15 protein-coding genes are annotated in these 16,849 nt (G+C 56.5%); 14 read left to right on the top strand and 1 reads right to left on the bottom strand.

Annotation, left to right across the window (positions count from 1 at the left end; genetic code table 11):
- Window positions 1-66: 66 nt before the first annotated feature.
- The 11 genes from nuoC (at window position 67) to nuoN (ending at window position 13,968) form a co-directional block, all read left to right on the top strand.
- On the top strand, window positions 67-1,878 hold the full coding sequence (gene nuoC / locus AAIE02_RS11380) for an NADH-quinone oxidoreductase subunit C/D (protein WP_008459775.1): 1,812 nt from the start codon (window positions 67-69) through the stop codon (window positions 1,876-1,878).
- Window positions 1,879-1,880: 2 nt separating this feature from the next.
- Complete coding sequence (nuoE, locus tag AAIE02_RS11375; RefSeq protein ID WP_008459776.1) at window positions 1,881-2,381, top strand: NADH-quinone oxidoreductase subunit NuoE; 501 nt, start codon at window positions 1,881-1,883, stop codon at window positions 2,379-2,381.
- The gene (nuoF, locus tag AAIE02_RS11370; RefSeq protein WP_039305072.1) at window positions 2,378-3,724 is read left to right on the top strand and encodes an NADH-quinone oxidoreductase subunit NuoF; all 1,347 of its coding nucleotides are present in this window, start codon (window positions 2,378-2,380) and stop codon (window positions 3,722-3,724) included. The genes nuoE and nuoF overlap by 4 nt, the downstream gene beginning before the upstream one ends.
- Before the next feature lie 169 nt (window positions 3,725-3,893).
- Window positions 3,894-6,617: an NADH-quinone oxidoreductase subunit NuoG gene (gene nuoG, locus AAIE02_RS11365; protein WP_336819250.1), complete on the top strand. Its 2,724-nt coding sequence runs from the start codon at window positions 3,894-3,896 to the stop codon at window positions 6,615-6,617.
- A complete protein-coding gene (nuoH, locus tag AAIE02_RS11360; protein WP_498532553.1) occupies window positions 6,614-7,591 on the top strand; it encodes an NADH-quinone oxidoreductase subunit NuoH in 978 nt (325 codons plus the stop codon). Before nuoG ends, nuoH begins: the two co-directional genes overlap by 4 nt.
- Before the next feature lie 14 nt (window positions 7,592-7,605).
- Window positions 7,606-8,148, top strand: a complete 543-nt coding sequence (gene nuoI, locus AAIE02_RS11355; RefSeq protein ID WP_008459780.1) for an NADH-quinone oxidoreductase subunit NuoI — start codon at window positions 7,606-7,608, stop codon at window positions 8,146-8,148.
- A gap of 10 nt (window positions 8,149-8,158) precedes the next feature.
- On the top strand, window positions 8,159-8,716 hold the full coding sequence (gene nuoJ, locus AAIE02_RS11350; protein WP_008459782.1) for an NADH-quinone oxidoreductase subunit J: 558 nt from the start codon (window positions 8,159-8,161) through the stop codon (window positions 8,714-8,716).
- Window positions 8,713-9,015, top strand: a complete 303-nt coding sequence (gene nuoK / locus AAIE02_RS11345) for an NADH-quinone oxidoreductase subunit NuoK (protein ID WP_008459783.1) — start codon at window positions 8,713-8,715, stop codon at window positions 9,013-9,015. The genes nuoJ and nuoK overlap by 4 nt, the downstream gene beginning before the upstream one ends.
- Window positions 9,012-10,853, top strand: coding sequence for an NADH-quinone oxidoreductase subunit L (gene nuoL, locus AAIE02_RS11340; RefSeq protein WP_008459786.1), 1,842 nt, complete (start codon window positions 9,012-9,014; stop codon window positions 10,851-10,853). Before nuoK ends, nuoL begins: the two co-directional genes overlap by 4 nt.
- Before the next feature lie 121 nt (window positions 10,854-10,974).
- Entirely contained in the window at window positions 10,975-12,504 is a 1,530-nt protein-coding gene (gene nuoM, locus AAIE02_RS11335; RefSeq protein ID WP_166872195.1) for an NADH-quinone oxidoreductase subunit M, read from the top strand.
- Window positions 12,505-12,510: 6 nt separating this feature from the next.
- Window positions 12,511-13,968 (top strand): NADH-quinone oxidoreductase subunit NuoN, encoded by a 1,458-nt coding sequence (gene nuoN, locus AAIE02_RS11330; RefSeq protein WP_498532552.1) that lies wholly within the window; start codon window positions 12,511-12,513, stop codon window positions 13,966-13,968.
- A 54-nt stretch (window positions 13,969-14,022) separates the two neighbouring features.
- On the opposite strand, the gene AAIE02_RS11325 is transcribed toward nuoN, so the two are convergent.
- The gene (locus tag AAIE02_RS11325) at window positions 14,023-14,925 is read right to left on the bottom strand and encodes a LysR substrate-binding domain-containing protein (RefSeq protein WP_166990940.1); all 903 of its coding nucleotides are present in this window, start codon (window positions 14,923-14,925) and stop codon (window positions 14,023-14,025) included.
- A 112-nt stretch (window positions 14,926-15,037) separates the two neighbouring features.
- On the opposite strand from AAIE02_RS11325, the gene AAIE02_RS11320 reads away from it, so the two are divergent.
- From AAIE02_RS11320 to elaB, 3 genes are all read left to right on the top strand, one after another.
- Window positions 15,038-15,895 carry an NmrA family NAD(P)-binding protein gene (locus AAIE02_RS11320; RefSeq protein WP_498532551.1) on the top strand — a complete coding sequence of 286 codons (858 nt, stop codon included), beginning with the start codon at window positions 15,038-15,040 and terminating at the stop codon, window positions 15,893-15,895.
- 37 nt (window positions 15,896-15,932) lie between these two features.
- Window positions 15,933-16,382 carry a GNAT family N-acetyltransferase gene (locus tag AAIE02_RS11315; protein WP_498532550.1) on the top strand — a complete coding sequence of 150 codons (450 nt, stop codon included), beginning with the start codon at window positions 15,933-15,935 and terminating at the stop codon, window positions 16,380-16,382.
- 68 nt (window positions 16,383-16,450) lie between these two features.
- Window positions 16,451-16,747: a stress response protein ElaB gene (gene elaB / locus AAIE02_RS11310; RefSeq protein WP_166872207.1), complete on the top strand. Its 297-nt coding sequence runs from the start codon at window positions 16,451-16,453 to the stop codon at window positions 16,745-16,747.
- Window positions 16,748-16,849: the final 102 nt, after the last annotated feature.

Raw genomic sequence — 16,849 nt, 5'->3', positions numbered from 1 at the left:
GCGTCTTTGTATATCAATAATATAAAAACAAAGACACTGAACGCAGTCACCACAGAACCATTTGCAATGGTGAGAACTATGACCGATTTAACCGCGCAAGACGCCGCTATGCCAGCCTGGCAGACAAGGGATCACCTGGATGATCCGGTCATTGGCGAATTGCGTAACCGTTTTGGGCCGGATGCCTTTACCGTTCAGCCAACCCGCACCGGGGTGCCCGTCGTTTGGGTTAAGCGTGAACAGTTACTGGAAGTGGTCGATTTCCTTAAGAAATCACCAAAACCCTACGTTATGCTGTTCGACCTGCATGGCATGGATGAGCGTCTACGCACACACCGCAACGGTTTACCGGCTGCGGATTTTTCCGTTTTCTACCACCTGATTTCCATTGAACGCAATCGCGATATCATGCTCAAGGTGGCGTTGTCTGAAAACGATCTCAACCTGCCGACGCTGACCAAACTCTTCCCGAACGCCAACTGGTATGAGCGTGAAACCTGGGAGATGTTTGGCATCACCTTTAATGGTCACCCGCACCTGACGCGCATCATGATGCCGCCGACCTGGGAAGGCCACCCGCTGCGTAAAGACTACCCGGCGCGCGCCACCGAATTCGATCCGTTTATCCTGACTAAACAGAAAGAAGATCTGGAAATGGAAGCGCTGACCTTCAAGCCTGAAGAGTGGGGCATGAAGCGCAGCAGCGAACATGAAGACTTCATGTTCCTTAACCTGGGGCCGAACCACCCCTCCGCGCACGGTGCTTTCCGTATCATCCTGCAGCTGGACGGCGAAGAGATCGTCGACTGCGTGCCGGATATCGGTTACCACCATCGTGGTGCTGAGAAGATGGGTGAGCGTCAGTCCTGGCACAGCTACATTCCGTATACCGACCGTATTGAGTACCTCGGCGGTTGCGTCAACGAAATGCCTTACGTGCTGGCGGTTGAAAAGCTGGCTGGCATCGTCGTGCCGGAACGCGTTGAAGTTATCCGCGTTATGCTCTCTGAGCTGTTCCGTATCAACAGCCACCTGCTGTACATCTCCACCTTTATTCAGGACGTGGGCGCCATGACGCCGGTCTTCTTCGCGTTTACCGATCGTCAGAAAATCTACGATCTGGTGGAAGCGATTACCGGTTTCCGTATGCACCCGGCCTGGTTCCGTATTGGCGGCGTTGCACACGACCTGCCGAAGGGCTGGGAACGCCTGCTGAAAGAGTTCCTGGAGTGGATGCCGAAGCGCCTGGATTCTTATGAGAAAGCCGCGCTGCGCAACACCATTCTGAAAGGCCGTTCCCAGGGCGTTGCAGCCTATACCGCGAAAGAAGCGCTGGAGTGGGGCACCACCGGTGCTGGCCTGCGCGCCACCGGTATCGACTTCGACGTGCGTAAGGCTCGTCCTTACTCCGGCTACCAGAACTTCGATTTCGAAGTCCCGGTTGGCGGTGGCATCAGCGACTGCTACACCCGCGTTATGCTGAAAGTTGAAGAGCTGCGCCAGAGTCTGCGCATCCTTGAGCAGTGTCTGAAAAATATGCCAGCCGGCCCGTTCAAAGCGGATCACCCGCTGACTACGCCGCCGCCGAAAGAGCGCACGCTGCAGCATATCGAAACCCTGATCACTCACTTCCTGCAGGTTTCCTGGGGCCCGGTCATGCCGGCCAATGAATCCTTCCAGATGATTGAGGCAACGAAAGGGATTAACAGTTACTACCTGACCAGCGACGCTAGCACCATGAGCTATCGTACCCGTATCCGTACCCCGAGCTTTGCGCACCTGCAGCAAATTCCGGCGGCGATCCGCGGCAGCCTGGTTTCTGACCTGATTGTCTATCTGGGTAGTATCGATTTTGTAATGTCTGATGTGGATCGCTAACTATGCACGATAACCAACAAAACCAGGCTGAAGCTTTTGAGCTGAGTGCGGCAGAGCGTGAGGCGATTGAGCACGAGAAACACCATTACGAAGATGCCCGTGCGGCCTCTATCGAAGCGCTGAAAATCGTTCAGAAACAGCGCGGTTGGGTGCCAGATGGTGCCATCTACGCGATTGCTGACGTGCTGGGTATCCCGGCGAGCGATGTAGAAGGTGTGGCCACTTTCTATAGCCAAATATTCCGCCAGCCGGTTGGCCGCCACGTGATTCGCTACTGCGACAGCGTGGTTTGCCATATCACCGGTTACCAGGGCATTCAGTCGGCTATCGAAGCCAAACTGAACATCAAGCCGGGCCAGACTACGTTTGACGGCCGCTTTACCCTGCTGCCAACCTGCTGCCTGGGGAACTGCGACAAGGGGCCGACCATGATGATTGATGAGGACACTCACAGCCATCTGACGCCGGAAGCCATCCCTGACTTGCTGGAGCAGTATAAATGAAGACGATTATTCGTACTGCCGAAACCCATCCGCTGACCTGGCGTCTGCGCGATGACAAACAGCCGGTCTGGCTTGACGAATACCGTAGCAAAAACGGCTATGAAGGCGCGCGTAAAGCGCTGACCGGCATGGCGCCAGATGAAATCGTGACTGCGGTAAAAGACGCTGGCCTGAAAGGGCGCGGCGGCGCGGGCTTTTCCACCGGTTTGAAGTGGAGCCTGATGCCGAAAGACGAGTCCATGAACATCCGTTACCTGCTGTGTAACGCCGATGAAATGGAGCCAGGCACCTATAAAGACCGCCTGCTGATGGAGCAACTGCCGCACCTGCTGGTGGAAGGCATGCTGATTTCCGCTTTTGCGCTGAAAGCATACCGTGGCTACATCTTCTTGCGTGGTGAGTACATCGAGGCGGCAGACCACCTGCGTCGCGCGATTGCCGAAGCCACCGAAGCGGGCCTGCTGGGTAAGAACATCCTGGGTTCCGGTTTCGATTTCGAACTGTTCGTACACACCGGAGCCGGGCGTTATATCTGCGGGGAAGAAACCGCGCTGATTAACTCCCTGGAAGGCCGTCGTGCGAACCCACGTTCTAAGCCACCGTTCCCGGCATCAAGCGGCGTTTGGGGTAAACCGACCTGTGTAAACAACGTCGAAACCCTGTGTAACGTCCCGGCTATTCTGGCTAACGGCGTGGAGTGGTATCAGGGCATTGGCGGCGGCATGAGTAAAGATGCCGGCACCAAACTGATGGGCTTCTCTGGCCGCGTGAAAAACCCTGGCGTCTGGGAATTGCCGTTCGGCACAACCGCTCGCGAAATCCTGGAAGAATACGCCGGCGGCATGCGTGATGGCCTGAAGTTTAAAGCCTGGCAGCCGGGTGGGGCGGGGACCGACTTCCTGACGGAAGCTCATCTCGACCTGCCGATGGAATTTGAAAGTATTGGTAAAGCAGGCAGCCGTCTCGGTACGGCGCTGGCAATGGCGGTTGACCATGAAATTGGTATGGTGCCGCTGGTGCGTAACCTGGAAGAGTTCTTTGCCCGTGAATCCTGCGGCTGGTGTACACCGTGCCGCGATGGTCTGCCGTGGAGCGTAAAAATCCTGCGCGCGCTTGAGCGCGGCGAAGGACAGCCGGGGGATATCGAAACCCTGGAGCAGCTTTGCCGCCATCTGGGTCCAGGTAAAACCTTCTGTGCCCACGCGCCGGGTGCCGTTGAGCCATTGCAGAGTGCGATTAAATATTTCCGCGACGAATTCGAAGCAGGCATTGCCAAACAGGATTACGGAAATCTGCGTGCCATTAATGGTATTCAGCCGAACCTGTTAAAAACGCGCTGGTGATAGACAGCTTTTCACCCTCACCCTAACCCTCTCCCTGAGGGAGAGGGGATAGACCGGTGATTTTCTCCCTCTCCTGGGGGAGAGGGCCGGGGTGAGGGCGAAGGTGGTTCGCACAAGAATTTTTGATTAACGCCTGAAGTTATTCAGGCCAACTGGAAGCATGCTGACTATGGCTACGATTCATGTAGACGGCAAAGAATACGAGGTCAACGGAGCAGACAACTTGCTGGAAGCTTGTCTCTCCCTCGGTCTTGATATTCCTTATTTTTGCTGGCATCCGGCGCTGGGCAGCGTCGGTGCTTGCCGCCAGTGTGCGGTGAAGCAATATCAGAACGCGGAAGACACTCGCGGTCGCCTGGTGATGTCCTGTATGACACCGGCCTCCGACGGGACCTTCATCTCTATTGATGATGGCGAAGCGAAACAGTTCCGTGAAAGCGTTGTGGAATGGTTGATGACTAACCACCCGCACGACTGTCCGGTCTGTGAAGAGGGCGGCAACTGCCACCTGCAGGATATGACCGTGATGACCGGTCATAGCTTCCGTCGCTACCGCTTTACCAAGCGTACTCACCGCAATCAGGATCTCGGTCCGTTCATCTCTCATGAAATGAACCGCTGTATCGCTTGCTACCGCTGCGTGCGTTACTACAAAGACTACGCAGACGGTAAAGACCTGGGCGTTTACGGCGCGCACGACAACGTCTACTTCGGTCGTCCGGAAGACGGCACGCTGGAAAGCGAGTTCTCCGGTAACCTGGTAGAAATTTGCCCGACCGGCGTATTCACCGACAAAACGCATTCCGAACGCTACAACCGTAAGTGGGATATGCAGTTCGCACCGAGCATCTGCCAGCAGTGCTCGCTGGGCTGTAACACCAGCCCGGGTGAACGTTACGGCGAACTTCGTCGTATCGAAAACCGCTACAACGGCACCGTGAACCACTACTTCCTGTGCGACCGCGGCCGTTTCGGTTATGGCTATGTGAACCTGAAAGACCGTCCGCGTCAGCCAATTCAGCGCCGTGGTGATGACCTCATTACCCTGAACGCCGAACAGGCAATGCAGGGTGCGGCGGATATCCTGCGTCAGTCGAAGAAAGTGATCGGCATCGGTTCTCCGCGCGCAAGCGTGGAAAGCAACTTTGCTCTGCGCGAGCTTGTTGGCGCTGAAAACTTCTACACCGGTATTGCGGCAGGTGAGCAGGCTCGCCTGCAGCTGATGCTGAAAGTGCTGCGTGACAGCGGCGTTCACACGCCTGCGCTGCGTGAAATCGAATCTTACGATGCGGTGCTGATCCTGGGCGAAGACGTTACCCAGACCGGCGCTCGTGCTGCTCTGGCTATCCGTCAGGCGGTCAAAGGCAAGGCGCGTGAAATGGCAGCGGCTCAGAAAGTGGCTGACTGGCAGATCGCCGCAATCCTGAACATCGGTCAGAACGCTAAGCATCCGCTGTTTGTCACCAACGTGGATAGCACTCGCCTGGATGATATCGCCGCATGGACTTACCGTGCGCCGGTTGAAGATCAGGCTCGCCTTGGTTTTGCGATTGCCAATGCGCTGGACAGCAACTCTCCGGCGGTTGAACTGGATCGTGACCTGAAAAACAAAGTGGACGTTATCGTGCAGGCGTTGGCCGGTGCGAAGAAGCCCTTGATTGTTTCCGGGACGAACGCCGGTAGCGAAGCTGTGATTCAGGCGGCAGCCAATGTGGCTAAAGCGCTGAAAGGCCGCGGTGCAGACGTCGGCGTCACCATGATTGCTCGTGCGGTTAACAGCGTTGGCCTCGGCATGATCGGCGGTGGCTCTTTGGAAGAGGCTCTTAGCGAGCTGGAAAGCGGCGCTGCCGATGCGGTAGTGGTGCTGGAAAACGACCTCCATCGCCATGCTTCCGCTGCCCGTGTAGATGCGGCGCTGAGTAAAGCCCCTCTGGTAATGGTTATTGACCATCAGCGCACGGCCATCATGGACAAAGCACACCTGGTACTTTCCGCGGCGAGCTTTGCAGAAAGCGACGGGACGGTGATCAACAACGAAGGTCGCGCCCAGCGTTTCTTCCAGGTTTATGACCCGGCTTACTACGACACCAGCGTGACGATGTTCGAAAGCTGGCGCTGGCTGCACTCGCTGCACAGCACCGTGCAGAGCCGTGACGTTGACTGGACGCAGCTTGACCATGTGATTGACGCCTGCGTGAAGGTATTGCCTCAGTTAGCCGGTATTAAAGATGCCGCGCCGGATGCTTCCTTCCGTATCAAAGGTCAGAAACTGTCCCGTTCTCCTATCCGTTCGAGCGGACGCACCGCTATGCGCGCCAATATCAGCGTGCACGAACCGCGTCAGCCGCAGGATAAAGACACGATGTTTGCCTTCTCAATGGAAGGGAACAACAGCCCGCTGGCCGACCGTCAGCAGATTCCGTTTGCCTGGGCTCCAGGCTGGAACTCCCCGCAAGCATGGAACAAATTCCAGGCCGAAGTGGGCGGTCATCTGCGCCACGGCGATCCGGGCGTGCGCCTGATCGAAGCCTCTGAAACGGGCCTGGACTACTTCACTTCCGTGCCGGATACCTTCCACGCGGAAGAGGGCAAATGGCGAATCGCGCCGTACTACCACCTGTTTGGTAGCGACGAGCTGTCCCAGCGTTCTCCTGTGTTCCAGAAGCGTATGGTTGAGCCTTACATCAAGCTGAACCCGGCCGATGCCGCGAAGCTTGGCGTTAACGCCGGAAGCCTGATCTCCTTCAGCTACGAAGGCCAGACGCTGAGTCTGCCGCTGCAGCTGTCCGAAGGTCTGGTTGCAGGGCAGGTTGGTTTGCCGATGGGGATGCCGGGGATTGCGCCAGTGCTTGCCGGTGCTCGTCTTGAAAATCTGCAGGAGGCTGCGCAATGAGCTGGCTGACACCGGAAGTTATCGACATTCTGCTGAGCATCCTCAAAGCGGTTGTCATTCTACTGGTCGTGGTGACCTGTGGGGCATTCATGAGTTTCGGCGAACGTCGTCTGCTCGGTCTGTTCCAGAACCGCTACGGACCGAACCGCGTAGGCTGGGGTGGTTCACTCCAGCTGGTTGCGGACATGATCAAGATGTTCTTTAAAGAGGACTGGATCCCTAAGTTCTCCGACCGCGTGATCTTTACGCTTGCACCCATGATCGCGTTCACCTCGCTGCTGCTGGCCTTTGCTATTGTGCCGGTCAGCCCAAGCTGGGTGGTGGCGGATTTGAACATCGGGATCCTGTTCTTCCTGATGCTGGCGGGCCTGGCGGTGTACGCCGTGCTGTTCGCTGGCTGGTCCAGTAACAACAAATACTCCCTGCTTGGTGCGATGCGTGCTTCCGCGCAGACCCTGAGTTATGAAGTGTTCCTGGGGCTTTCCCTGATGGGCGTGGTGGCGCAGGCCGGTTCCTTTAATATGGCCGACATCGTCAACAACCAGGCACATCTGTGGAACATCATCCCGCAGTTCTTCGGCTTCGTGACCTTTGCGATTGCCGGCGTTGCGGTTTGCCACCGTCACCCGTTTGACCAACCGGAAGCCGAGCAGGAACTGGCCGATGGTTATCACATCGAATATTCCGGTATGAAGTTCGGTCTGTTCTTCGTCGGGGAATACATCGGCATCGTCACCGTTTCTGCACTGATTGTGACGCTGTTCTTTGGTGGCTGGCATGGCCCGTGGTTACCACCGTTCATCTGGTTCGCGCTGAAAACCGCGTTCTTCATGATAATGTTCATTTTGATTCGCGCCGCACTGCCTCGTCCACGTTATGACCAGGTGATGTCCTTCGGCTGGAAAGTTTGCCTGCCGCTGACGCTAATCAACTTGCTGGTGACCGCCGCGGTCATTCTTTACCAGGCACCATAAGGGGTGAAAAAACCATGACATTGAAAGAGTTAGTGGTTGGTTTCGGCACCCAGGTACGCAGTATCTGGATGATCGGCATGCACGCTTTCGCCAAGCGCGAAACCCGCATGTATCCGGAAGAACCAGTGTATCTGCCGCCGCGCTACCGTGGCCGTATCGTGCTGACGCGCGACCCGGACGGTGAAGAGCGCTGCGTTGCCTGTAACCTGTGTGCGGTAGCCTGCCCGGTAGGCTGTATTTCCCTGCAGAAAGCCGAGATGAAAGACGGTCGTTGGTATCCGGAGTTCTTCCGCATCAACTTCTCACGCTGCATCTTCTGTGGCCTGTGCGAAGAAGCCTGTCCAACCACCGCGATTCAGCTTACCCCGGACTTTGAGCTGGGTGAGTATAAGCGCCAGGATCTGGTGTACGAGAAAGAGGATCTGCTGATCTCCGGTCCGGGCAAATACCCGGAATATAACTTCTATCGGATGGCAGGTATGGCAATCGACGGCAAAGATAAGGGCGAAGCGGAAAATGAAGCTAAGCCTATCGACGTCAAAGGCCTGTTACCTTAAGGAGTCAGGAATGGAATTCGCTTTTTATATCTGCGCCATTGTGGCCGTCCTGACGACCCTTCGGACGATCACTCACACCAATCCAGTGCATGCGCTGCTGTACCTGATCATCTCGCTGCTGGCGATCTCCGGGGTGTTTTTCTCCCTCGGAGCTTACTTCGCCGGTGCGCTGGAGATCATCGTGTACGCCGGGGCTATCATGGTGCTGTTCGTCTTCGTGGTGATGATGCTTAACCTCGGTAACGCGGTTCAGCAGCAGGAACGCGAGTGGCTGAAACCGCAGCTGTGGATTGGGCCTGGCGTCCTGTCTGCAGTCCTGCTGGTGGTTCTGATTTACGCCATCCGCACCGTTAACGACCAGGGTATTGATGGCACGTCCATCGATGCGAAGCAGGTCGGTATCGCGCTGTTCGGGCCTTACGTACTGGCGGTGGAGCTGGCCTCCATGCTGCTGCTGGCGGGTCTGGTCGTTGCGTTCCACCTGGGTCGTGAAGACCGTGCCGGTGAGGTGCTGAGCAATCGCCCTGCTGACATGGCCGTGAGAAGAAAAACGGAGGAGAACGTATGATCCCGCTGCAACATGGACTGATCCTCGCCGCCATTCTGTTCGTGCTGGGACTGACCGGGCTGGTCATCCGCCGCAACCTGCTGTTCATGCTGATCAGCCTGGAAGTGATGATTAACGCCGCCGCGCTGGCCTTCGTGGTTGCCGGCAGCTACTGGGGCCAGGCTGACGGTCAGGTGATGTATATACTCGCGATTAGCTTAGCTGCTGCCGAAGCCAGTATTGGCCTCGCGCTGTTACTGCAGCTCCATCGTCGTCGCCAGAATCTGAATATCGATTCAGTAAGTGAGATGCGTGGATGAACCTTCTCTGGTTAACCATTGTTCTGCCATTGATTGGCTTTTTACTGTTGGCATTTTCCCGCGGCCGCTGGTCAGAAAACCTGTCCGCAACCATCGGGATGGGCTCTGTAGGTCTGGCGGCGGTAGTCACCGCCATTGCTGGGGTTGATTTCTTTAACAACGGGCAGCAGGCGTTCACTCAGCCGCTGTGGACCTGGATGGCGGTCGGTGATTTTAACATCGGCTTCAACCTGGTGCTGGACGGCCTGTCCCTGACCATGCTTTCTGTGGTTACCGGTGTCGGCTTCCTGATCCACATGTTCGCTTCCTGGTACATGCGCGGTGAAGAGGGTTATTCCCGATTCTTCGCCTACACCAACCTGTTCATCGCCAGCATGGTGGTTCTGGTCCTTGCCGACAACCTGCTGCTGATGTATCTCGGCTGGGAAGGCGTGGGCCTCTGTTCTTACCTGCTGATCGGTTTCTACTACACCGATCCGAAGAACAACGCGGCGGCAATGAAAGCGTTCGTGGTGACTCGCGTCGGGGACGTGTTCCTGGCCTTCGGCCTGTTCATCCTCTACAACGAGCTGGGCACGCTGAACTTCCGCGAAATGGTTGAGCTGGCACCGCAGCACTTCGCTGCCGGCAACCAAATGCTGACCTGGGCAACCCTTATGCTGTTAGGCGGTGCGGTCGGTAAGTCTGCACAGCTTCCGCTGCAAACATGGCTTGCGGATGCGATGGCGGGCCCAACCCCGGTTTCTGCGCTGATTCACGCGGCTACCATGGTTACCGCGGGCGTCTACCTGATTGCCCGTACCCATGGCCTGTTCCTGATGACCCCGGAAATTCTGCATCTGGTGGGTATCGTAGGTGCGATCACGCTGGTGCTGGCAGGCTTTGCCGCGCTGGTACAGACCGACATCAAACGCGTACTCGCTTACTCCACCATGAGCCAGATTGGCTACATGTTCCTGGCGCTGGGCGTGCAGGCGTGGGATGCGGCAATCTTCCACCTGATGACCCACGCGTTCTTTAAAGCGTTGCTGTTCCTGTCATCCGGTTCGGTGATTCTGGCGTGCCATCACGAACAAAACATCTTCAAGATGGGTGGTCTGCGTAAGTCTATTCCGCTGGTGTATGTCTGCTTCCTGGTTGGGGGCGCGGCGCTGTCCGCTCTGCCGCTGATTACCGCAGGCTTCTTCAGTAAAGATGAAATTCTTGCCGGTGCGATGGCGAACGGCCACATCAACCTGATGGTTGCGGGCCTGGTCGGGGCGTTTATGACCTCGCTCTATACCTTCCGCATGATTTTCATTACGTTCCACGGTGAAGAAAAAATTCACGCTCACGCAGGGAAGGGGATTACCCACCACCTGCCGCTGGTTGTTCTGCTGGTGCTGTCCACCTTCGTTGGCGCAATGATTGTGCCACCGCTGCGTGGCGTACTGCCGGAAACCACTGAACTTGCGCACGGCAGCGTGCTGACCCTGGAGATCATCTCCGGCGTCGTCGCCATTGCCGGTATCCTGATTGCCGCCTTCCTGTGGCTGGGTAAACGTACTCTGGTGACGTCGCTTGCGAACAGCGCACTGGGGCGTTTCTTCGGTACCTGGTGGTTCAATGCCTGGGGCTTCGACTGGCTGTACGACATGATTTTCGTCAAGCCATTCCTCGGTATTGCGTGGCTGCTGCGCCGTGACCCGCTGAATGCTTTGATGAACATTCCGGCAGTTCTCTCCCGCTTTGCTGGCCGCGGCCTGCTGGTGAGCGAGAACGGTTATCTGCGCTGGTATGTTGCGTCCATGAGCATCGGTGCCGTTGTAGTTCTCGGCCTGCTGCTGGTTCTGCGTTAACAGGATTTCTTCCATCCCCCTCTCTCTGTTGAGAGAGGGTCGGAGTGGGGCTTAATACCTCCTCTGGCGCTGGGAAGTGAGCGATGTTTAAGAATTATTTTGACTTAGGGACTCAAACGCCATGCTATTACCCTGGCTAATACTAATCCCCTTTATCGGCGGCTTCTTCTGCTGGCAGACCGAACGCTTCGGCGTGAAAGTGCCTCGCTGGATTGCGCTGATCACCATGGGGCTGACACTGGCACTGTCTCTGCAATTGTGGTTGCAGGGTGGCTATTCTCTGACGCAGTCGGCGGGTTTGCCGCAGTGGCAGTCAGAGTACATTCTGAAATGGATCCCACGTTTTGGCATTGATATTCACCTGGCGCTCGACGGTCTGTCGCTGCTGATGGTGGTGCTGACCGGCCTGCTTGGCGTGCTGGCAGTGCTCTGTTCCTGGAATGAAATCGAAAAATATCAGGGCTTCTTCCACCTCAACCTGATGTGGATCCTCGGCGGCGTTATCGGCGTGTTCCTTGCCATCGACATGTTCCTGTTCTTCTTCTTCTGGGAAATGATGCTGGTGCCGATGTACTTTCTGATTGCGCTGTGGGGCCACAAAGCCTCCGACGGGAAGACGCGTATTACCGCCGCGACCAAGTTCTTCATCTATACCCAGGCGAGCGGCCTGGTGATGCTGATTGCTATCCTGGGTCTGGTGTTTGTGCACTACAATGCGACCGGCGTGTGGACCTTTAACTATGCGCTGCTGCTGAAAACGCCGATGTCCCACGGTGTACAGTGGCTGCTGATGCTGGGCTTCTTTATCGCCTTCGCGGTAAAAATGCCGGTGGTTCCTCTTCACGGCTGGCTGCCGGATGCGCACTCCCAGGCACCAACGGCGGGTTCCGTTGACCTGGCAGGTATCTTGCTCAAAACTGCGGCTTACGGCCTGCTGCGTTTCTCTCTGCCGCTGTTCCCTGAAGCGTCTGCTGAATTTGCACCAATCGCCATGTGGCTGGGTGTCATCGGCATCTTCTACGGCGCGTGGATGGCCTTTGCCCAGACCGACATTAAACGCCTGATAGCTTATACCTCCGTTTCCCACATGGGCTTCGTGCTGATTGCTATCTACACCGGCAACCAGCTGGCTTACCAGGGCGCGGTAATTCAGATGATCGCTCACGGTCTGTCCGCGGCGGGTATGTTCATCATCTGCGGTCAGCTTTACGAGCGTCTGCACACGCGTGACATGCGCATGATGGGCGGCCTGTGGAACAAAATTAAATGGCTGCCGGGTCTGTCGATGTTCTTCGCTGTTGCCACGCTGGGTATGCCCGGGACCGGTAACTTCGTCGGTGAATTCATGATCCTGTTCGGCAGCTTCCACGTTGTGCCGGTCATTACCGTGATTTCAACCTTCGGTCTGGTCTTTGCCTCTGTTTACTCTCTGGCGATGCTGCATCGCGCGTACTTCGGGAAAGCTAAGAGCGAAATCAGCGATAAACAACTGCCTGGCATGTCCATGCGCGAGTTCTTTATCATTCTGTTGCTGGTGGTGCTGTTAGTTCTGCTGGGCTTCTTCCCGCAGCCGATTCTGGATACCTCGCATTCTGCGATGAGCAATATTCAGCAGTGGTTTACCAGTTCACTTTCTACTACAAGGCCGTAATTCGCCATGACAATAACTCCTCAACATTTGATCGCGCTGCTACCGCTGTTGATCGTCGGATTGACGGTGGTGGTTGTGATGCTCTCCATTGCGTGGCGACGCGACCATTTTCTGAATGCTACGCTGTCGGTTATCGGCCTTAACGCCGCGCTGATTTCACTGTGTTTTGTCGGTCAGGCAGGGGCGATGGATGTCACCCCGCTGATGCGCGTTGACGGCTACGCCATGCTCTACACCGGGCTGGTACTGCTGGCGAGCTTGGCAACCTGTACCTTTGCTTATCCGTGGCTGCAGGGCTACACCGACAACCGCGAAGAGTTCTATCTGCTGGTCCTGATTGCTGCCCTGGGCGGTATTCTGCTGGCTAATGCGAACCACCTCGCGGCGCTGTTCCTCGGCATTGAGCTGATCTCTCTGCCGCTGTTCGGTCTGGTTGGCTACGCCTTCCGCCAGAAGCGTTCTCTGGAAGCGAGCATCAAGTACACCATTCTGTCAGCGGCGGCATCGTCCTTCCTGCTGTTCGGTATGGCGCTGGTATACGCTGATTCCGGTAGCCTGTCGTTTGTTAGCCTCGGCAAGAGCCTGGCGGACAACATGCTGCACGAACCTCTGCTGCTGGCGGGCCTGGGTCTGATGATCGTCGGTCTTGGCTTCAAGCTTTCTTTGGTGCCGTTCCACCTGTGGACCCCAGACGTATACCAGGGCGCGCCTGCCCCGGTTTCCACCTTCCTGGCAACCGCCAGCAAAATCGCCATCTTTGGCGTGGTGATGCGTCTGTTCCTGTACGCCCCAGTGGGCAACAGCGAAGCGGTTCGCGTCGTGCTGGGTATTATCGCCTTCGCGTCAATCCTGTTCGGTAACCTGATGGCGCTGAACCAGTCCAACATTAAGCGTCTGCTGGGCTACTCTTCCATCGCGCACCTTGGTTACCTGTTAGTGGCACTGATTGCGCTGCAAACCGGCAATATGTCGATGGAAGCGGTAGGCGTTTACCTTGCGGGTTACCTGTTCAGCAGCCTGGGTGCATTCGGCGTGGTTAGCCTGATGTCCAGCCCGTACCGTGGCCCGGATGCCGACTCGCTGTTCTCCTACCGCGGTTTGTTCTGGCACAAGCCGGTGCTTTCTGCGGTGATGACCGTGATGATGCTTTCCCTGGCAGGTATCCCAATGACCCTGGGCTTCATCGGCAAGTTCTACATCATTGCCGTGGGCGTTCAGGCTCACCTGTGGTGGCTGACCGGCGCCGTGGTTCTGGGCAGCGCCATCGGCCTGTACTACTACCTGCGCGTGACCGTGAGTCTGTACCTGAGCGCACCTCAGCAGCTTAACCGCGACACCCCATCTAACTGGGCGTTGACTGCGGGCGGCGTGGTGGTGCTGATCTCCTCCCTGCTGGTGCTGTTGCTCGGTATTTATCCGCAGCCGCTTATCAGCCTGGTGCAGCTGGCGCAGCCGCTGATGTAATCGGGTTAACAAGACAGTTCAAAACCGCCACTTGCTGGCGGTTTTTTTATGGGCTTAGTTTTTGGCTAGCTCGAGGATAAAATCCAGAAAACAGCGGGTGCGTGCGGCGGGATTGATACGTGAAGGGTAGTAAGCATAAAGCGGAAAACGCTCGTCCGGCCAGTCGGGAAATAAATCCACCAACAGTCCCTGTTTCACAAGATCGTCAGAGCCAAACGTCATCATCTGGGCAATCGCGTGCCCGCTCAGGCAGGCCTCATGCAAAGTGCGGGCGTCGTTCAGCGTCAGGCGCCCGCTGACCGGGACTTTAATCACTTCTCCTTTACGATGAAACTCCCATTCAAACGGCCTGCCGGTTTCCGGATCGCGGAAATGAATGCAGGTATGCCCCAATAGCGCCTGTGGTGTTTCAGGCCTGCCGTGCCGCGCCAGATAGGCCGGGGTAGCAACCGTCATGATGCGAGTTTCCAGCAGCTTGCGTGCCACCAGCGTGCTATTTCGAGGGACGCCAAAACGAACAGCCAGATCGAAACCATCACCAATCATATCCCCCAGCCGATCGCTTGTGACCAGATCCAGTTCAAGATCGGGATAGCGGGACATAAACGTTTCCAGTTGAGGCCCCAGGATCAGGCTAGAGAAGAACGGATCGATGTTGACCCGAAGTCTGCCGGTAATGGCTTTAGTGGAGAGCGACGCGGTGCTGGTCACGTCCTCCAGCGCGGCCAGCAGCGGCAGGATCTGACGATAAAACGCTTTGCCTTCAACGGTCAATGCCACTGCGCGGGTGGTGCGGTCAAAAAGGCGGATGCCGAGGCGTTTCTCCAGGCGGGCAATCGCCCGGCTGACCCCCGGCGGTGACATATTGATCACCTCCGCGGCGGCGGCAAATGTGCCGCTTTCCACTACGGCGGTAAACACGGACAGACCATCAAAGGTCCGATCGTTAAAAATCATATTAGTGCTCCGCAGTCATCAGTGAATTGTCTTAGGTGCTATCGATACAACATAGCTGCATCCGCATAATGCCGTCCACACCCTGCGGGGGATCTCAAACTGGAGAAACATTATGTTCGCAATTACAGGTATTACCGGACAAGTTGGCGGTGCACTGGCAGAAGCATTGCTTGCTCAAGGGCATGAGATTCGGGCCGTCGTCCGCTCTGAAGCTAAGGGACAGCCCTGGGCACAGCAGGGCGCAGACGTTGCGCTGGCTGAAATGCACGATGGCGAAGCGCTGGCACAGGCCTTCAGCGGGGCCGAAGCGGTCTTTATCCTGCTGCCGCCGGTGTTCGATCCTTCCGGCGATTTTGCTGAGCCGCGTGCAAATATTGCGGCCATCAGGCACGCTCTGCAGGCGGCACGTCCACAGCACGTAGTTTGCCTTTCAACCATCGGGGCGCAGGCCACCCAGCCAAATCTGCTGAACGCATTAGGAATGATGGAAAAAGAGCTCACGGATGTTTGTGATTCCGTCGCGTTCCTCCGCGCGGGCTGGTTTATGGAGAACTTCCTCTGGGATGTAGAAAGTGCCAAAGAGACCGGGACTATCTACAGCCACCTGCAGCCGCTTGAGCGCGTTATCCCAATGATTGCGACAGTCGATATCGGCCAGCTTGCCGCCGAATTATTGACTCAGCCAGAATCAGGCACCCGGATTGTGGAACTGGAAGGACCGCAGCGCTACAGCCCGCAGCTGGCAGCCGAAGCGTTCTCTCAAGTTTTGGGGCGGCCGGTAACGGTAAAAGCCGTGCCGCGGGAAAACTGGGAGGCAGATTTCCTTGCTCAGGGCATGAAAAACCCGCTCCCACGCATGCAGATGCTGGACGGCTTTAACGAAGGCTGGATTGATTTCGCCGGCGACACGGTGAAAGGTGCCACGCCTCTGGAAACTGTGCTAAAACAGTTGCTTGAGCGGCACCAGTAATCCGTCAGGTGGCGCCTGAATCAAAAGGAGTTTTTCAATGCTTAACTGGCAGGATTTACACCATTCTGAACTGAGCACCACCGACCTTTATGCCCTTTTGGCCCTGCGCTGCGAAGTCTTTATTGTTGAGCAGCGTTGTGCATATCTGGATGTTGATGGTGAAGACTTGGTGGGAGAGAACCGCCATATCCTCGGCTGGCGGGACGGCAAACTGATTGCCTATGCCCGCATTCTAAAGAGTGACAACGAGCTGGAGCCGGTGGTCATTGGCCGGGTTATTGTTGATGCGTCGGTGCGCGGCGAAAAGCTTGGGCAACAGCTCATGACTCAGGCGCTTGCCGCCTGCCAGCGCCAATGGCCTGACCGTGTAATTTACCTGGGCGCTCAGGCGCATTTACAGGCGTTTTATGCCCAGTTCGGCTTCTACCCGGTCACCGAAGTGTATGACGAAGATGGTATCCCGCATATCGGGATGGCCAACGGCTAACGCAGGCGAAATCAGCTCCGGTTGTCTATAGTTAGCGGACGAGGAATTTTTTAACACGGAGAACAGTGATGCAACCGTATGAATCTCGTCTCGATGATGACCTCGCACTTTTAAGCGACACGCTTGAAGAAGTGCTTCGCGCCTCCGGCGACCCGGCTGACCAGAAGTACATTGAGCTAAAGGAAAAGGCCGAGCAGGCGCTGAATGACGTCAAAGCACGCATCAGCAACGCTTCCGACACTTACTATTACCGCACCAAAAAAGCGGTCTACCGCGCCGATGATTACGTGCATGAAAAGCCCTGGCAGGGTATTGGCATCGGGGCTGCAGTCGGGTTGGTGGTTGGGCTTTTGCTTCGCCGATAATCTTGACCGCGCCTGCAAATGGCAAATAAAAAATCTTACCCCCTGGGTAGGATTTTTTTTTGTGGGAACGACCACGTATAATCAGGGGTTTTTACGGGGCGT

The sequence above is a fragment of the Cedecea sp. Ae19-4 genome (genome assembly GCF_059801165.1).
Note: the sequence above shows the minus strand (reverse complement) of the source record. Positions and strands in the feature narration are given on the sequence as shown.